The organism is Streptomyces blastmyceticus (assembly GCF_039521185.1).
Taxonomy (GTDB): Bacteria; Actinomycetota; Actinomycetes; order Streptomycetales; family Streptomycetaceae; genus Streptomyces; species Streptomyces blastmyceticus.
Genome location: NZ_BAAABW010000042.1, coordinates 82,131 through 96,289, shown reverse-complemented (window position 1 = coordinate 96,289; position 14,159 = coordinate 82,131). Strand labels below are relative to the sequence as shown.

Genomic DNA, 14,159 nt, shown 5'->3' with positions numbered 1-14,159 from the left:
CTCCTCGCTGTGAGTAGCCTGGTGGTGACCCTCCGATGCCGCACGGTTCCCGCCCTGGAGTGTGATGGACGCCTTGGAGATCGGCACGCTGGAAGTGCCCGGCGCCAGGCTCTACTTCGAAGTGCGCGGCGCGGGGCCGCTCCTGCTCCTCATCGCGGGCGGCGGCCTCGACGCGGCCGTCTTCGGGCGCCTGGCCGCCGTCCTCGCCACGGACCACCGCGTCGTCACGTACGACCCGCGCGGCAACTCGCGCAGCCTGCTCGACGGCCCGCCGGAGGACCAGAAGATCGAGGTGCACACCGACGACGCCCGCCGTCTGCTGGATCACCTCGCCGCGGCGGACGAGCCGGTGCATGTGTTCGGCAGCTGCTCGGGGGCGCTGGTCGCGCTCGAACTCGCCCTTCACCACCAGGGCCGCGTCCGGTCGGTGATCGCGCACGAACCGCCCGCGATGGCAATCCTGCCGGACGCCGAGAGATGCCTGGCATTCTTCGAAGACGCCCACGCGGCATTCCTCCGCGAGGGAGTCGCACCGGCCTTGCGCAAGCTCCGGCCCGTCTTCGGCGGCCACCGCGCGCCGCCGCTGCCCGAGGCGCAGGACAACAACGCGTTCTTCCTGGCCCACATCATCCGGCCGACCACGCGCTTCGTTCCCGATCTCACCGCGCTCGCCGCTGCGGCGGACCGGATCGTCATGGCGGGCGGCCGCGACTCCCGTACGCATCTCATCCGCCGTCCGGCGGCCGTCCTCGCGGGGCGGCTCGGCCGCGAACTCGCGGAATTCCCCGGCGGCCACACCGGCTATGCGCAGCACCCGGCCGAATTCGCCGAGCGGCTCGTCGCGTTGCTCCCCGCCGCGACGGCTCCGGCCGCCTCACCGCTACAGGGCTGAAGCCGTGCGCATCCTGATGGGGGCCCAGAACTGCGGTTTCGGCCCGGCTTCCGAACTCGTCGCGGTCTCCCGGCTGCTCCGCGGCCATGAGCGGGTATTCGTGGGCGACGGTGTGTCGGCGGTGTTTGCGCGGCGCAACGCCGACGCCTTCGACGGCATACGCGAAGCCGCCACCCAGGAGACGGCGGCGGCCGGTTCCGCAATGGTCGGCGACCTGTTGGGGACCGCTGATCTGGTGGTCTCGGTCATGGATGCCGCCCTGGTCGTGCGGTCCGTCGTGGCGCGTCGGCCGGTGGTCATGGTGGACAGCCTCCTGAGCTTCTGGCAGCTCGGACGTCCGCTGGCCGAGATCCGTGACCTGTGCGCGAGCATGCCGCGCTCCTCCTTCGCCGCTGCCGACCGGCACTTGGAGGTCCTCTCGCCGCACGAGCGCGTCGTCGCGGCCCATCTGCTCGCCACGCACAGCGTGGTCCAGAACTTCCCCGGCGTCGCGCGAAGAGCGGCGGAATTCGCCGCTCTCGGCACCGGCGGTGCGATGCACGTGACCGGCTCGATCGTCGACCTCGAAGGTCTGCGGAAGGTGCCGGGCGATGCCGCCCCGGAATACGACCTGCTGATCAACGTCGGCGGATTCAAGAATTTCCTCCTGGATTTCGACGCCAATAACGACTACGTGCGACTGCTCCACCGGTGGATCGCGGACCTGCTGCGCGACTGGCACCGGTTCCCGCGCGTCCTGGTCTGCGGCGGCCCTTTCGGCGAGCATCGGGAGCGGACCGTCTCCGTCGCCGGAAGGCGGGCCGACTGCCGTTTCCTTCCCCAGCGCGAACTGCTGAGACAGGTGGCGAGTGCCCCTCACTACCTGCTCGCCCCCGGACTCACGGCGCTCCACGAGGCGCTCGCTCTCGGGCGGCTGCCCCTGGCCATCCATGAACAGCACTACGCGCACGTCTTCACCGTGCGGCAGCTCGACGGCACGCTCTTCGGCCGGACCGCCGGCCGGTTCGCGGACGTCCTGCCGCATCACCGGATACCCGAGGACGATCTCGCCGGGACGGCGGCCCTCGTGGAGATCGCGGGGCGGATCCGGGAGGACGACGGGCTCTACGCGCGATTCCGGCGCACGTTCAACGAACGGATCGAGCACTACGTCTCCCTCACCCCGGCACAGCGGCGCCAAGGCGTCGAGGAGCTCCGGGACGTATTCGACGGTGATCCGCTCTCCTCGGTGATGGCCGGGATCGTGGCCCATCCTGAATGACATAGCCATAAGTGTTACGGTTATGTCGTATGGTCGAGGTGCCGCCGGACCGGCGCCGGGCAGGGCGCCCGGCCGCCACCGCGGACAGGAGTTGATCACCATGAACGACAGGACCCGGTTCGCCGACGTCACGGGCGACGTCGAGGCCCAGCCCTGGACCAGGGCGTTCGCCGCGAAGGACCCGGAAGCGTTCGCCGCCGCGTTCGACGAGAACGTCGTCCTGGAGGCATCCGCCCTGCGCCGCCCGGTCGAGGGCCGCGACAACGTCAAGCAGGTCATGGGCGCGGCCGGCGGGATCTACGAGTCCCTGGTCTTCACCCAGGAGATCACCGCCGGGGACCGGAGCTGCATCGAGTGGGAGGCCACGGCCCTCGGCGGCAAGGAGCTGCGCGGCAGCACGATCCTGACCGTGAACGAGGACGGCAGGATCGTCCGGGCCGTCATCCAGCACCGCCCGCTCGACAACCTGATCGCCTTCTCCGCCGAGCTCGGCAGGCGCCTGAGCGGCAGGATCGAAGCCGGACACTTCCACGCCGGCGCCTGACCCGTACGGAGCCTTCCGGCGGCAGCCGAACGGCCCTGCCCGACACGGCACTTCACGCACCGCAGACACCGAAAGCCGAGGAGACGGTCCGTCATGACCACACCCACACCCCTGTCGTACGAGGTCTTCGTCTCGGACGGCACACCGAGAGCCGGCGACCAGCGCATGCCGAACGGCGACTCGATCGTGTCGTCGCCGCTGTCGTCCACCCTGATCCACGGAGAGAAGGACGCCGTCCTTGTCGATCCGCCGCTGACCCGCGAGCAGACCGAGAAGGTCGGCGACTGGATCGAGCGGTCCGGCAAGCGGCTCGCGTACATCTACGCCACCCACGGGCACGGCGATCACTGGTTCGGTGCCGCGCAGCTCGTCGAGCGCTTCCCCGGCGCCACCGTGTATGCCACCGAAGGCACCATCCGGCTCATGCGCCGACAAGCGGCCGAAGGCCGTGAACAGCTGTGGGACAAGGTCTTCCCCGGCCTGATCGGCGACACCACGGTGCTCGCCCGGCCCATCCCCGAGCAGGGGTTCCTGCTGGAGGGCAACGTCATCGAGGCATACGAGGCCGGACACACCGACACCGACGACACCACGTTCCTGCACGTGCCGTCGATCGGCCTCGTGGTCGCCGGTGACATCGCCTACAACGGCGTGCACCCGTACATCCTCGAAGGCGGCGACGGCGGCCTCGCGGCATGGCTGGAGGGCATCGACCGCATCGCCGCGCTCCGGCCGCGCGCCGTCGTCGCGGGCCACAAGGACAGGGCCCGCGCCGACGACCCGGCCATCCTGGAGGAGACCCGGCAGTACCTGCGCGACGCCCAGCGGCTGCTCGCCGAGAAGCCGGCCCCGCGCGAGTTCTTCGACCGCATGATGGGGCTCCACGGCGACCGGCTCAACCCCGGCCCGCTCTGGTACGGCGCGCTCGGACTGCTCGGCTGAGGCGGCCCCGGCCCGGGGGCGCCGCCGGGGATCGGTGACACTGGTACCGACCGCGTACGGACCAGGCACCGCGGCAGGAAAAAGGAGGCGACCCGCCCATGGAATGGCCGGCGACCACACGTGGAGCCCTCACCCCGGCCCCGGGCGGGCTCGCCTTCGTCCAGGACCTGCTCAACACCGTCGCCATGGGCAAGCCGCGCATGCCGGACCTCCTGGACGACCTCGACGCCGCGCAGCAGTGGCTCGACGCCGCACTGGCCTCCTGGACCCGGGCCGCCGGCCGCCCCCACACGCCCGTCACGCTCGACGGCCGGGATCTGGAAAAACTGCGCGCCTTCCGTACGGACCTCCAGCGCGCGGTCCGCGCCGACGGCGCCGAGCCCGCGCCGCTCACCACCACGGTCACGCTGCGGCTCGGCCCCGACGGGCGGATCCACGCCGACCCCCACGGCACCGGCTGGCAGCGGGTGGCCTCCCTGAGCCTCGTCGAGACCTACGAAGCCCAGCGCACCGACCTCTGGCGCCGCCTGAAGTCCTGCCGCAACGACCGCTGCGCGGCGGCGTTCTACGACCGATCCCGAAACAACAGCGGTGTCTGGCACGACGTCCATACCTGCGGCAACGCGGCCAACCTCCGCGCTTCCCGCGCCCGGCGCGCATCCCCCTCCGCTTGAGGCCACGCCGCTCGGACTGCTCAGGCGGGCAGGTTCTCCTCGACGGCCGCGACGACCTCGGCGGAGTCCGGCTCGGTCTGCGGGGCGAAGCGGGCCGCCACCGTGCCGTCGGGGGCGACGAGGAACTTTTCGGGTTTTCCCTCCGATGAACTTCGCCCCTGTCCGGCGTTGTGCCGCTTCCACCATCGCACGTCAGTGGGTCCAAAGAGGCACTACGGCGAAGGCCCAGGCCAGAGCCTCACAGGCTAGACAGGAAGCGGCCCCGGTACTCAGCGGAGTGCCGGGGCCGCTTCCTGTTCGGGCTGGCCCAGGAGCGGATCAGGAGCGAAGCGCCGCGCCCCCGGACGGGTCCTTGAACAGCATTTCCAGTTCGGCGAGCGGCTCCGCGCGTCGTGCCATGAGGTAGATGAGGTTGTGGGTCCGTTGGACTTCGTGGAGCAGGGTGAAGCCCTGGGTTTCGTAGTAGCGGACCAGGCCCGGGAACATGCAGCCGCGGCGGACCCATGCTTTCCCTTCGTGGGCGGCGTGGTCCACGGCCCACAGGGCGATCAAGGTTCCGGGCTTCTGCTCGCGGTAGGCCGGGTCTGTCACCGTGGTGAACAGGTAGTGGGCGGGCTCGGCAAGCTCTTCGGATGTCCAGCCCCACGGTGGGGTTTCTTCCTGCACGGTGGTGCAGCCAACGATGTGGGAGGCGTGGTCTTCGAGCACCCACATCGCGCCGTGGCTGTTCTCGGCCTGGTCGGCGAGGTTATCCGCGCTGTCGCGCCACGTCGGCATGCCGCGCTCTTCGAGCCACGTCGAACGGGAGCGGATCATGGCCGCTACGGCGGGGATGTCGGCCGATGTGGCCGGGCGCATGGCGAACATTGTGACTCCGCATCTTCGGGGGGCTGTGGCAGCCTCCCACGGTCGGGGCCCGGGTGTGGAGGGTTCCGCCTCGGTCGCGGGGCGGAACCCCCTTGGGAGTTACAGGAATGCCCGGGTAGCGAGGTGTAGGTCGATGACTTGGAGGAGTTGGGCGTCGCCGTCCTCGCGGTACGTCCCTTCGCTGAGCCGTCGTACGGCCTGACGGAGTCCGTCGGGGTTGACGAGCTTGTCGTCGAAGAGCGCTGATCCCTCGTGCAGCATCCGGGCGAAGAGTGGCCGGCCGTGGGTGGTCAGGGCGTGCTGGACCACTTCGGCGAAAGACTCGCGTTCTTCGGGCTGGGTGACGTCATCGCTGAGGCCGAGCGCGGCGAGGCGGCGTCGCTGGAGCTGCTTGAGTTCGCGCCAGTCCATCGGGAGCCACTCGCCGAGCTGGATCATGCCGGGGTCCGCGAAGGGGTGGACCGGCCAGATTCCTTCGCGGAGCAGGACGGGGGCGGTCGTTTCCAGAGAGAGGAGGCTCATGGAGTTGACGACGGCCGGCGGTGCGATTCCGTCATCGGTGAACTCCAGGGCGGCAGTCGCGCGTTTGCCGATCCACGGGAGAATCCGAACGTCCTTGAGCTCTCCCATGGCTTTGTGGGGGTACTCCGCCTGTGAGAGTGCCACCATTTCGTCTCCGCAGAGCCCCGTCACCACGGTGTGGGCGCCGTGAGCGGCCAGGGCCTTGGTCATGCGGGTGAAGGGGTGGTGCAGCGGCTCCTCGTAGGGGCTGATCAGGTCGCCGCGTACCCGGGCACAGTCGGGATGAAGCGGTGTGTCCGCCATGGCGTCGATCAGGTCGTCCCGCTCTGCGAAGGGCACGGCAGCACGTATCTCCTTCCGCCGACGGATCTGCTGTGTGCGGCCGGGGCCGCCGATCAGGAGCGCGGACGTGTTGAGCTGCCCGGGGAAGCGTTCGGCGGCGCGGGTGGCCAGGGTGCCGGAGTCGAAACCGCCCGTCAGGTGGAACACGGTCTTGGCGGGGTCGAGCGGCCGGAGGTCCATGGCGTCGTCCATGGCCTCGACGAACGCGCCGAGGACGTCGGCGTTCGGCGCGAGGTCGCGGGGGCCGCTGTGCAGAGCGGGGTCGGGGTAGCGCAGGAACAGGTGTCCGCCGTAGTGGGCGGTTGCGCGTTCGGTGAGCCGGTGGATTCCGCGGAACAGGGTGTCGTTGCTGTACCGGGGGCGGTAGATCAGCAGGCGGGCAACCTCGCGGGGGTTCAGGCCGGTGATGTGGTGGCGTAGGTCGGCCATGTCCCAGGACCCGTGAAGGGTGGTGTCGTCGTGGGCCAGGTAGAGCGGGGTCGTTCTGCACGCGCCGACGGTGACGCGGGCTGGCTCCTGGGGCGTGGTTTCTACGAGCACGTAGTCGGCTGGCCACTGTTCGGCCAGGTTGCGTGCGGTGTCGTATTCGGCGGGATCGACGGCGCGGGGGTCGGGGGTGCAGGTGGAGCGGTCGGCGACTCGTTCCCGGATGACGATCAGTGTGCGGTGTCCGTCAGTGACGGCGAGGTGTTCCACCATCGGGTGCGTGTACGGGGTCACTTCGCTGGACCCGTTCGCGGTGCTGTACCTGCTTCCGTTCCACGACCAAACGGAGTCGTTGGCGTAGGGCGTGAGACGCAGCTTGATTACAGTGCCTCCAGATGGGCCGGGGCGCGGCCGAGCGGTCGCGCCCCGGAGGTGATCAGAGAAGGGACGTCACACCTTGGTGGTGTCGTAGGTCATGGCACCGTCGGACGAGCCGCTTTCCTTCTTGTACTCGTGAGTCTCGGCCGGCGGCTGGACCCGGCGGAGAACCTTGGTCGTGAACAGCTTCTCGATGCGGTTCCCTCGCTTCGACGACGGGGGGGACGGAAGTCGTTCACTGTGCACCTCCTGTGCGGTGCGGTACGGGGCCTTTCCCCGTACCGTCGTGCACTTGCCGATCCGCCCGGCCGGGACCGTCCTCACCTAAACGGGGCGACAGGGCGGGCGTTTATGGGGTTGCCCTTGCGCGTTCGAGCGCGAGGGCCGGCCGCGGTGCATCGAGGGCTCGGGAGTGCTCTATGGTCTCGCCCCGTATCACCTTCGAGGGGTCGAAGTCCTCGGGCGCATCAAACTCGGCATAGTCCGCGAAGAGTCGGCGGTAGCGGAGATGGAGCGTCTGTCTCGTGTGCTCCTTCATCCACTTCTCGACCCCGTCCGGATGACCCTTCCAACCGGACTTCTCACCGCAGTCCGATTCGTCACCCGAGACACACTGAGCTGCATACTCCGGCCACGCCGTCAGATCCTGGGCGATCGTGAACGGAATGAACCGAAACCGTCGGCTCGTCATGGCCTTCCCCCACGCCGAACAGATGATCCGACACGGGCGAGGCGATGCAGGGCTGGCGTGCTCGTCTGTTCGATCCTCCGGCAGATGCGCACAATCGTGTCCGGTCTCAGTGCCACGGGCTCGTGATCCTGGAAAATCAGAATCCGGACCCGGGTCTCCTGCCCGGCTCTCATGTCCGTCACCGGACGCCAAGCACCATCGACACGGAACAGGTCACCGACGCGAACCTGCGACGGCCCGACGATCCAGACTCTCATGCCCTCCGGGGGCATGGCCTCGCGAGGAGTCTCAGTCACTGGCGCGTCGCCGTCCCTTGCTCCTGCTCCTGGACCCGAGCACGAACCCACCGGACGAAGGAATACGCATCTCCCGAGCACAGAGTGATGTGAACCAGACCGTGTCCGTTAAGCACGCCGTCTGCCGTCACCTCGCCGATCACCCTCATCTCTTTGAGGGCTTCCTGGATCTCCGGCACGGCGTTCCTGGCGACGGTGCGGGCCGACTCCTCTCGGGTCGGCACCTGCTGCTGAGTCGCAGTTCCCATCACTCATCCCCTTGATGTGACTGTCTGCTTACGACTAGTCAACTCCGGTCGGGTCGCCCGAACTTGCACAGAAGTTGCACTGTGGTGGTGCGCCAGGGCGCAGATCCTTGGGAACATGGAAGCGACCCACTGCACCGAAGGGGATCTCATGACCCACGAGGAACGTACGCCCGGACCGGGTAAGAACGTGGCCGTCCTCCGCAAGGAGCACAACCTGAGCCAAGCGCAGTTGGCCCGGCGTGCTGGCGTGTCGCTGTCCATGCTGAGCAAGATCGAGATCGGCGACCGGGCGCTGACTCAGGGGATGGCCGCTGCCATTGCATCCGCGATGGACATCACTCTCGATGAGGTCTTGGGCAAAGCCCCGGTGACAAGTGAGGACAACCTCAAGGAGCTTCGGGCGGCGATGCGCCGCTTCGATCTCGCGGGTGAGCCTCCACGCTCACTGACAGATCTGAAGACGGATCTTGCGAAGCTCACCGGGCATCGGTTCAACACCGACCTTGCCGAAGTCCTCGCACTCCTCCCGAGCCTCCTCAGCCGTGCCCAGAACTACGCGCACGCCACTGGAACACCGGAAGCTTGGACGATGGTGGCTGACACGTACAGCACCGTCTATTGGGTGGCGGCCCGGCACAGGTGGTTGGACCTGTGCGAGTTGGCTTCCATCAAGCAGGTGCTCGCTGCTGAGCGCGCCACGCCGTTGGTTGGGATCGTGGCGGCGAGGGACAACGCGGGGATGTTCCTCAACAACGGGGACTTCGCCGGCGGCCTGGCCGTGGTCGAGCAAGCCATCTCGAAGGCCGAGTCTTCGCTCACCGGAGCTGAGAGGGCATTCGGCCTGGGGTGCCTTCACCTTCGGGGCCTGACCCTCGCGGGCCGTCTGCGGGACAAGAGGTCAGCTGACGAGCACATCACGCGGGCGGAACGGTACGCCGCCGAGTTTGGGTCCGATGTGATCAAGCATGAGATGCATTTCGGCCCGCAGAATACGGCCGTCCACATCATCTCGACGTCGGGTGACCTCCGGAGGCACAGCAAGGCGCTTCAGGTCTCCCAGGATCTTCAGAGGCAGGAGATCACACTTCCTGCGACGCGGGTTGGTCCGATGTACTTGGACACGTCGCGGGCCCGGCTGGCCCTCGGGGATCGGGATGGCGCTCTGGAATCGCTGGAGCAGGCTTGGGAAGTCGCTCCGCAGCTCGCCAAGGTTCACCCGACGAGTCAGGAGTTGTTCCGTGTGATGGTGTCGCTGCACAAGCGCAGTAACCCGCGGCTCAACAAGATTGCCAAGCGGGTCAAGATCTCGATCTGAGCCTCTGGATACGACAAAAGCGGCCCGCCCCCGGGATGCGGGGGCGGGCCATTGTCGCTGTTCTGGGCGTGACGGGTCACGGACGACGGGCGAGGTTCAGTGTGCGGCGGTTGCCTGCCAGATGGACACGATCACTGCGGCGAGGCTGACCAGGGCGGCGAGGGATGGCAGGGGCCACCGGGCCCGTTCGAGGCTGTCGAGGCTGGTCTCGTGGTCGGCAATGGCTTTGTCGGTCTGATCGGACCGTTGGACCAGGGGTGCGAGGGCGCTCTCACATCGGATCACCGCGGTCGCGCCGGCGGTCGAGCCGGCCTTGCTGGCTTCCACGCTGCCGCCGTAGGCGTCGCCTCCCTGCGGCACGGTGGCCGGGATGGACGGGGCGGCAGCCGCCGCGGGGGAAGTGCCACCTGCGAACGCCAGCACCGCCATCGACGCGGCGGCGACCGCCGCCCTCCATGTACGCATATCTGCTCCTCCACGCGCGCCTTCCTGGCACGTCGCAGGGGCCATGCCAATGCGGATGGCGGCCTTCGCTGTGATCACACGAGTTCACAAGCCGCGGCTGTTCTCGCTGATCCTCTCGAAGACTCGGCACAGGCCGGATCCCCTGTGCGAGCATCCCCGGCAGTGGCATGGGCATGCAGCCCTTGTGTCATCGAGCGACGCACTGGACGCCCGTCCCCACGTTCAGCCGCAGCACCTCACCAGGGCGTGATGTCCGCCGCGTTGTCAGTCGGCGTGGCGGTTGAGCGGAGCCATCAGCTTACGGTTGGCGGCGAGGGCAGCGGCTCGTCGGTGCGTGGATCGCGCCTGGACCAGAAGCGCCCCGTAGCCGCCTGGCGCCGCCGGCTGGCGGGCACCCGGCTTCGACTTCATCGGCGAGGCCGTCGACCAGGCGATGCTCCGACAGAGCAACCGAGTCCGAGGAGCAGCATCGAAGTGCGGCCCTCAGAACTGATCATTCTGCGATGCCCCGTCATGACCGTAGCTCTGCGAGTCGTGGTGGTGGTGCCCGGAATCGTGGTGGTGATGGTGGTGCCCGGAATCGGTGCTGTGGTTCGTGCTGTGGTAGCTGTTGTCCTCGCTGGGCGAGGAGAAGAATCCGAAGCTGCTGCCGGAGTTGTCGCTGCTGCTCGTGCCGCCGCCCAGGAGGCCCGAGAAGAAGCCTTGGACGTTGGACTGCTGCCGCTTGCGCGCGGGCGAATCCTCTTCAGCCGTGTGCCTCTTATGCGCGTCACCGCCGCTGCCGGTAGGGGCTTGCGACCGGTACTGGCGCAGCAGCCACGCCGCGACGGCCGCTGAGACCACGGCGCCGATGGTTGTCGCCCGAATCATTCTCACCATCACTTCAAACTAAGGTGAGTTGCTGCCCAGCGATAGCCCTGCGAGTGGCTTCGGATCGCTGATCCTTGCGTTCTCCTCGCCAAGCCCGCCTCCAGGACGGCGACGAAGGAGTACGGTCGGCCCGGCCCGAACCGGCACCGTGGCAGACGAGCCGCCCCGGCCGACCGTCGGCCATGAACGAGAAGCATGCGTGCCACGCCCGGGACTTGCTCACCCGTCCCGAGGGCACCGTCGCCTCGATCGCCGAACTGCTCGGCATCAGCCGCGTCTTCGTGACCCAAGGGTCCGTGCCCTGCCTCTAGCCCCCGGCGGATGCAGTGGAATCGCCGCTCGACTCTGGCGAGTGCTGCGCCGGCACTGCCCGCGCCTGCCCGGGCGGCGTATCTTCAGCCCTTCCTCTCGACTGCGCAGCCTCAAGGATTTTTCCGACAGCGTTCGACCCGAAGAAGAAGGCGACAACCACGCCTGTCAGCGTCCCGAAATTGCCCATCACGTCGTGAGTCAAAGGAGAGAGGTCCGCTTTATCGGTGCGGTATCTAAAGAAAGCCGACCAGCTGACGATGGTGAGATAGAGCAGTACAAACGCCGCAGCGATCGCATCGCGCATAGCGTCCGCCAGATCCTTGGACAAGTATCGAATCTCGTAGTACCAGATCCCTAGGAGTGTGACCGGGGCGATCACTCCTGCTGCGATCATGTAGCCAACGTCGGCGGCATTGTATTGCAGTGGCCGTGGCCACACATTGTCGAATACCGGCCCCGCAACCCCGGCCAGTGTGTCCACGACCGCAATCCCAAGGAGAAGTTTTCTTCCTGCCGGTGCGTCAGAAGCTCCCAATCAAGCCCCCACTTGCGAAGGACGGGCCGGTGACGGAGCGGGACCTCGATGTGATCGGCCAGCTCTGCCTGACTGCCGTGGCACTTTAGCTCCTGTGCTCGGCTGACGCGATCCCTCGAACGAGGCGTATGTCGAACATGCAGCCAACGTCGAGCTGGCCAGGCCGCATTGGCTGCACCTGTGCGTGCCGAAGTGAGCCGCCGTCGGCGTCATGCCAGTGGCGACGGGCCGACCGGGGATTGACCCTCATGCCGAGCGGCTCGGACGCATATGGCCGACGCCGAGCGTGCTGAGGTTGCGCTGCCCGTCCTCGGTGAGGGGGGAAGGGCCGACGGGCGGCATCGCGCCGCGATACTGCCCTGCGCTGGTCGACAGCCGGTGTGGAGACTGCGGGCTTTTGCCCTGTCACACCGGTACGGTGGCGAGCCGCGAGGAAATGCCGGCCGGGTGATCGGTGCACCTTTGATGCCTGCGAAGCGTGCACGCTAAACGCGTTGGCCGGAGGTCAGTTGCCGGTCCTGAGGGTGTCCAGGTGCCGTCGCAGTACCTGCCGGAGCAGCTTGGGTGGATAGCGGTCCGGGAGCAGTGTTGCCTGGAGATTGAGTCCGTCGAGGAGGGCGGCCAGTCGCGTGCTTTCCAGTTCGATGTCCGTGCTGCCTGGCAGCCCGCCGACGCACCGGGCTTCGTGCAGCACACGGGAGATCAGGGTGTGCAGGTCGGTTTGCATCTCGGCTGCGCAGGGGCGTAGTTCGGGGCGGGTGTGTGCTGCGGTGGTGAAGGCGAGCCAGAGTGCGGACTCCTGGCGGCGGGCTTCGTCCAGGGGGAGGAGTTCGGCCAGGAGCTCTTCTGTTTCGGCCCGGCGGTCGGTGCGGCCGTCGGGGGCTAGGAGCTGCTCGGCGTGGGTGCGGACGCGGTCGCCGATGCGCCGGCTGAGCTCCTTCATCGTGAAGGTCATCAACTCGTCGTGGTCGGCGAAGTAGTGGCGGACCGAGCCGATGGCGAGTCCGGCTTCGTCGGCGACGTTGCGCAGTGATGCATGCTCCAGTCCATGGCGGGCGGCGACGGACAGGACGGCCTGCGCCACCGCCCTGCGGCGGGCCACGGGATCGACGATCTTTGGCATCTGCCTTTATAGCACGATCGAGCTAAATTTTTTAGCGCAACCGTGCTACAAGGATGGGTGGTATCTGCGTGAACCCCTGGCTGCTCGCTGCGATCATCGCGGCGGTCGTGATCGTCGTCGTGGTCAAACGGCTGACCGGCGAACCGGTCAATGCGAAGGAGCTCTTCATCACCCCGGCGATCCTGGCCGGGATCGGCATCCTGTCCCTCGTCAAGAACACGGATCTGACCGGCACCGACCTCACCTGGGTCATCACGGGCGCCGTCCTCGGTGCGGCACTCGGCGCACTCCGCGGCGCCACCGTTCAACTCAGCGACAAGGGAGGCGTCCTGTGGCAGCGGTACACCGGCCGCACCTTCCTCACCCTGATCGGCACCCTGGCGGTCACGGCCGGCTTCAATATCCTGGCGGCGAAGATGGGCATGCACGAGAACGCACGCCCCCTCCAGCTCTCCATCGGTGTGAGCTTCCTCGGCGAGTCCCTCATGGTCGGCTATCGCGGCATGGCTTCGGGGATCCCCTTCGCCCCGGCGCGTACTCGCTGACCCATCGCCACGCCCCGCGCCCGCGCTGCCGCGGCGCTGGCGGTTGGCCCGCTGGTCCTTGCGTTCGGGGATGATGTGCTTGATCTGCCGACGTCATAGGTACCGGCGGTTCCGGCAGGACGAGAACGATGCTGAACAGGCCGGCGGTGCCGTCCACGGGTAGGCCTGGTCACGCGACCCGGCGGACAGTGCCCAGCCGGGCACCCGGACGAACGGCAGACCGGGCTAGGTCCGCGTCGATGCCCGGGAGAGCACGGAGCGGAACTCCTCGGCCGTGGTCAGCACGGCATCGCCCGCGAAGCGGAGCGCCGCCAACGACCGCTCGCCGGCCTCCGCATCGCCCGCCCCGCAGGCATCGGTGATCACGACCGGGATGTAGCCGAGGTCCGCCGCGTGGCGCACGGTGGGCTCGATCCCGATCTCCATGGCGACACCGACGACGGCCACGGTCGTGATCCCGCAGTCGCGCAACGCGATGTCGAGCCACGTCCCCTCGAACGCCGACATGGTGATCTTGTCGACCACCGCCTCGCGGTCCGTGGGCCGCAGCTCGGGGAGGAGCTGGGTGTGCGCGGCGTCCGGCGGGAACGGGGACACCACATCGGCCGCCCGCTCGGCCCGCTGCCACCCTCGCCACATGCGCAGCTGGGAGATGCCCATCAGCTCGACGGGAAGCGTGACGTGGCGCAGGAAGTACGTACGGACCCCGGCGGCGCGGGCGGCCCCGACCACCTCCGTCACCCGGCCGACGACGCGGTCGCGCTCACCGATCTGCTCCAGGATGCCGATCTGCATGTCGTACACCAGCAGCGCCAGGCGCCGCGGGTCGCACGCCTCCTCGAGCGAACGGGGAACGGCCAGCCCACTTCGTTCATCCATGGGCGCGACGCTATCCGCTGTCCCGCGCGCGG

General features: G+C 68.2%; 18 protein-coding genes and 1 pseudogene. 8 read left to right on the top strand and 11 right to left on the bottom strand.

The annotated features are described in order from the left end of the window. Positions 1–64: 64 nt before the first annotated feature. The 5 genes from ABD269_RS34040 to ABD269_RS34020 all read left to right on the top strand — a co-directional run bounded on the left by ABD269_RS34040 (position 65) and on the right by ABD269_RS34020 (position 4,313). Positions 65–892 (top strand): alpha/beta fold hydrolase, encoded by an 828-nt coding sequence (locus ABD269_RS34040; protein ID WP_344124340.1) that lies wholly within the window; start codon positions 65–67, stop codon positions 890–892. A 4-nt stretch (positions 893–896) separates the two neighbouring features. Next, positions 897–2,153, top strand: coding sequence for a hypothetical protein (locus ABD269_RS34035; RefSeq protein WP_344124338.1), 1,257 nt, complete (start codon positions 897–899; stop codon positions 2,151–2,153). Positions 2,154–2,253: 100 nt separating this feature from the next. Then, complete coding sequence (locus ABD269_RS34030; protein WP_344124336.1) at positions 2,254–2,697, top strand: nuclear transport factor 2 family protein; 444 nt, start codon at positions 2,254–2,256, stop codon at positions 2,695–2,697. A gap of 93 nt (positions 2,698–2,790) precedes the next feature. Next, positions 2,791–3,639 carry an MBL fold metallo-hydrolase gene (locus ABD269_RS34025; protein ID WP_344124333.1) on the top strand — a complete coding sequence of 283 codons (849 nt, stop codon included), beginning with the start codon at positions 2,791–2,793 and terminating at the stop codon, positions 3,637–3,639. A gap of 98 nt (positions 3,640–3,737) precedes the next feature. Beyond that, on the top strand, positions 3,738–4,313 hold the full coding sequence (locus ABD269_RS34020; protein WP_344124331.1) for a CGNR zinc finger domain-containing protein: 576 nt from the start codon (positions 3,738–3,740) through the stop codon (positions 4,311–4,313). Positions 4,314–4,333: 20 nt separating this feature from the next. On the opposite strand, the pseudogene ABD269_RS34015 reads toward ABD269_RS34020, so the two are convergent. The 6 genes and pseudogenes from ABD269_RS34015 to ABD269_RS33990 all read right to left on the bottom strand — a co-directional run. Beyond that, positions 4,334–4,444: pseudogene (locus tag ABD269_RS34015) on the bottom strand (glutathione peroxidase); the annotation flags it as partial. A gap of 187 nt (positions 4,445–4,631) precedes the next feature. Further along, positions 4,632–5,180, bottom strand: a complete 549-nt coding sequence (locus ABD269_RS34010; RefSeq protein ID WP_344124329.1) for a GNAT family N-acetyltransferase — start codon at positions 5,178–5,180, stop codon at positions 4,632–4,634. Positions 5,181–5,279: 99 nt separating this feature from the next. Beyond that, on the bottom strand, positions 5,280–6,764 hold the full coding sequence (locus ABD269_RS34005; protein ID WP_344124327.1) for an asparagine synthase-related protein: 1,485 nt from the start codon (positions 6,762–6,764) through the stop codon (positions 5,280–5,282). 156 nt (positions 6,765–6,920) lie between these two features. Beyond that, positions 6,921–7,172, bottom strand: a complete 252-nt coding sequence (locus ABD269_RS34000) for a hypothetical protein (protein WP_344124325.1) — start codon at positions 7,170–7,172, stop codon at positions 6,921–6,923. Positions 7,173–7,197: 25 nt separating this feature from the next. Beyond that, positions 7,198–7,539 (bottom strand): DUF7848 domain-containing protein, encoded by a 342-nt coding sequence (locus tag ABD269_RS33995; protein ID WP_344124323.1) that lies wholly within the window; start codon positions 7,537–7,539, stop codon positions 7,198–7,200. 292 nt (positions 7,540–7,831) lie between these two features. Continuing rightward, the gene (locus tag ABD269_RS33990) at positions 7,832–8,083 is read right to left on the bottom strand and encodes a hypothetical protein (RefSeq protein ID WP_344124321.1); all 252 of its coding nucleotides are present in this window, start codon (positions 8,081–8,083) and stop codon (positions 7,832–7,834) included. Positions 8,084–8,198: 115 nt separating this feature from the next. Here ABD269_RS33990 and ABD269_RS33985 point away from each other — a divergent pair, with 115 nt between their 5' ends. Next, the gene (locus tag ABD269_RS33985) at positions 8,199–9,398 is read left to right on the top strand and encodes a helix-turn-helix domain-containing protein (RefSeq protein ID WP_344124319.1); all 1,200 of its coding nucleotides are present in this window, start codon (positions 8,199–8,201) and stop codon (positions 9,396–9,398) included. 96 nt (positions 9,399–9,494) lie between these two features. Here the strand turns inward: ABD269_RS33985 and ABD269_RS35500 are convergent, their stop codons facing one another. Further along, positions 9,495–9,863 carry a hypothetical protein gene (locus ABD269_RS35500; RefSeq protein WP_425573038.1) on the bottom strand — a complete coding sequence of 123 codons (369 nt, stop codon included), beginning with the start codon at positions 9,861–9,863 and terminating at the stop codon, positions 9,495–9,497. Between the two features lie 483 nt (positions 9,864–10,346). Continuing rightward, on the bottom strand, positions 10,347–10,706 hold the full coding sequence (locus ABD269_RS33975; protein WP_344124317.1) for a hypothetical protein: 360 nt from the start codon (positions 10,704–10,706) through the stop codon (positions 10,347–10,349). A gap of 209 nt (positions 10,707–10,915) precedes the next feature. On the opposite strand from ABD269_RS33975, the gene ABD269_RS33970 reads away from it, so the two are divergent. Continuing rightward, positions 10,916–11,044 (top strand): hypothetical protein, encoded by a 129-nt coding sequence (locus ABD269_RS33970; RefSeq protein ID WP_344124315.1) that lies wholly within the window; start codon positions 10,916–10,918, stop codon positions 11,042–11,044. Here ABD269_RS33970 and ABD269_RS33965 read toward each other — a convergent pair. Continuing rightward, positions 11,041–11,526, bottom strand: a complete 486-nt coding sequence (locus tag ABD269_RS33965) for a hypothetical protein (protein WP_344124313.1) — start codon at positions 11,524–11,526, stop codon at positions 11,041–11,043. The genes ABD269_RS33970 and ABD269_RS33965 overlap by 4 nt on opposite strands. Before the next feature lie 559 nt (positions 11,527–12,085). Next, positions 12,086–12,703 carry a TetR/AcrR family transcriptional regulator gene (locus tag ABD269_RS33960; RefSeq protein WP_344124311.1) on the bottom strand — a complete coding sequence of 206 codons (618 nt, stop codon included), beginning with the start codon at positions 12,701–12,703 and terminating at the stop codon, positions 12,086–12,088. Between the two features lie 68 nt (positions 12,704–12,771). On the opposite strand from ABD269_RS33960, the gene ABD269_RS33955 reads away from it, so the two are divergent. Then, positions 12,772–13,248, top strand: a complete 477-nt coding sequence (locus tag ABD269_RS33955) for a DUF1453 domain-containing protein (RefSeq protein ID WP_344124309.1) — start codon at positions 12,772–12,774, stop codon at positions 13,246–13,248. A 225-nt stretch (positions 13,249–13,473) separates the two neighbouring features. Here ABD269_RS33955 and ABD269_RS33945 read toward each other — a convergent pair whose 3' ends face one another. Then, positions 13,474–14,127 (bottom strand): cysteine hydrolase family protein, encoded by a 654-nt coding sequence (locus ABD269_RS33945; RefSeq protein WP_344124307.1) that lies wholly within the window; start codon positions 14,125–14,127, stop codon positions 13,474–13,476. Positions 14,128–14,159 lie beyond the last annotated feature (32 nt).

Bases quoted from the DNA above. Each gene is read 5' to 3' on its own strand.
- ABD269_RS33945 (WP_344124307.1), bottom strand. From the start codon at position 14,127: ATGGATGAACGAAGTGGGCTGGCCGTTCCCCGTTCGCTCGAGGAGGCG.
- ABD269_RS33990 (WP_344124321.1), bottom strand. From the start codon at position 8,083: ATGGGAACTGCGACTCAGCAGCAGGTGCCGACCCGAGAGGAGTCGGCC.
- ABD269_RS34040 (WP_344124340.1), top strand. From the start codon at position 65: ATGGACGCCTTGGAGATCGGCACGCTGGAAGTGCCCGGCGCCAGGCTC.
- ABD269_RS34030 (WP_344124336.1), top strand. From the start codon at position 2,254: ATGAACGACAGGACCCGGTTCGCCGACGTCACGGGCGACGTCGAGGCC.
- ABD269_RS33985 (WP_344124319.1), top strand. From the start codon at position 8,199: ATGGAAGCGACCCACTGCACCGAAGGGGATCTCATGACCCACGAGGAA.
- ABD269_RS34025 (WP_344124333.1), top strand. From the start codon at position 2,791: ATGACCACACCCACACCCCTGTCGTACGAGGTCTTCGTCTCGGACGGC.
- ABD269_RS34020 (WP_344124331.1), top strand. From the start codon at position 3,738: ATGGAATGGCCGGCGACCACACGTGGAGCCCTCACCCCGGCCCCGGGC.
- ABD269_RS34010 (WP_344124329.1), bottom strand. From the start codon at position 5,180: ATGTTCGCCATGCGCCCGGCCACATCGGCCGACATCCCCGCCGTAGCG.
- ABD269_RS33960 (WP_344124311.1), bottom strand. From the start codon at position 12,703: ATGCCAAAGATCGTCGATCCCGTGGCCCGCCGCAGGGCGGTGGCGCAG.
- ABD269_RS33970 (WP_344124315.1), top strand. From the start codon at position 10,916: ATGAACGAGAAGCATGCGTGCCACGCCCGGGACTTGCTCACCCGTCCC.
- ABD269_RS33995 (WP_344124323.1), bottom strand. From the start codon at position 7,539: ATGACGAGCCGACGGTTTCGGTTCATTCCGTTCACGATCGCCCAGGAT.
- ABD269_RS35500 (WP_425573038.1), bottom strand. From the start codon at position 9,863: ATGCGTACATGGAGGGCGGCGGTCGCCGCCGCGTCGATGGCGGTGCTG.